The organism is Nonomuraea sp. NPDC001684 (assembly GCF_053596515.1).
The window spans coordinates 1-1244 of record NZ_JBSFGJ010000882.1; the positions used below are offsets into that span (position 1 = coordinate 1).

General features: G+C 75.5%; 1 protein-coding gene and 1 pseudogene. One reads left to right on the plus strand and one right to left on the minus strand.

Annotated features, from left to right (window positions below; all coding sequences use genetic code 11):
* A pseudogene (locus ACWCSD_RS52750) lies at positions 1-623 on the minus strand (hypothetical protein); the annotation flags it as partial.
* 117 nt (positions 624-740) lie between these two features.
* Between ACWCSD_RS52750 and ACWCSD_RS52755 the strand changes: the two are divergent.
* On the plus strand, positions 741-1244 hold a 504-nt coding region (locus ACWCSD_RS52755), incomplete at its 3' end, for a helix-turn-helix domain-containing protein (RefSeq protein ID WP_449927533.1).

The following is a 1244-nucleotide window of genomic DNA, read 5'->3' on the forward strand; positions in this document are numbered from 1 at the left end:
CTACCTGGCCGCGGTCCGGGACGCGGGGCTGCGCCGCGCGGTGGTGTCCTCCAGCGCCAACACCGAGCAGGTCCTCGCCGCCGCCGGGCTCGCCGCAACGGCGCCACCCCGCTGTCGGCCGGCGCCTGGTGCAGGAAGACGAGCTGGAGGGCGATCGCCGACCCGGCGCCGAAGGCCAGCAGCAGCGCCGTCCGCGACGGACGCGCCGACCCCGCGCCGTGCCCCGCGCTGACCAGGACGACCGCCACCAGCGCGAGCGGCAGCCCCACCAGCCCGGCGGCCGACAGGTGCTCGCCCTGGAGCAGCCCCACGGCGACGGGCAGCGCGGCCGACACCAGCGCGGTCACCGGCGACAGCACGTTCATCGGGCCGATCGCCAGCGTGCGGTAGAGCAGGGCGAACACGGCCGCCGAGGCGACGCCCGAGGCCGCGCCCCAGCCGAGCGCGGCGGGGCTGAACGACGCGCCGAGCATCGGCCACAGCAGCAGCTCGACCACGAGGCTGGCCGGGGCCGCGACCATCACGGTACGCAGCACATGGGCCCTGCGGGCGCCCAGGCCGCCGAGGAAGTCGGCGCAGCCGTAGGCGAGCGAGCTGCCCAGGGCCAGCAGCAGAGCGATCACGACACCTCCCGGACATCCAGCGGAACGACCAAAGAGTACATTAGAATGACTGCTGGAGGACAACGGACCGACCGCGCAGTACATTCCACCGGTCCGCCCCGCGAGGAAGGTGAACAGATGGCCGAGCCGGCCAGCGCCCTGCGCACGGTCGCCCACAACGTCAAGGCCGCCCGCACCCGCGCCGGCCTGTCCCTGGAGGAGCTCGGCCGGCGCGCCCAGGTCAGCAAGGGCGCGCTGGTGGCGCTGGAGAAGGCGCAGGGCAACCCCAACCTGGCCACGCTGGTCCGGCTGGCCGACACCCTGGGCATCTCGGTCTCGGCCCTGATGCAGGGGCCGCCGGAGGGCCGCCTGCGCGTGGTGGCCGCCGACGCCGTGGCCCCCTTGTGGACCGGGCCGCGCGGCGGCCAGGCCCGGCTCATGCTGACCACCACCGGCCCGGCCCCCGTCGAGGTCTGGCGCTGGCGGCTGGAACCCGGCGAGGAGTACCCCAGCCAGCCCCACCAGGCCGGGGTGGTGGAGACCCTCAGCGTCGTCTCCGGGCGGATGACGCTCGTCCTCGACGGCGCCGAGCACCCCGTCGAGGCGGGCCAGACCGCCACCTTCGACGGCGTCGCCGTCGAA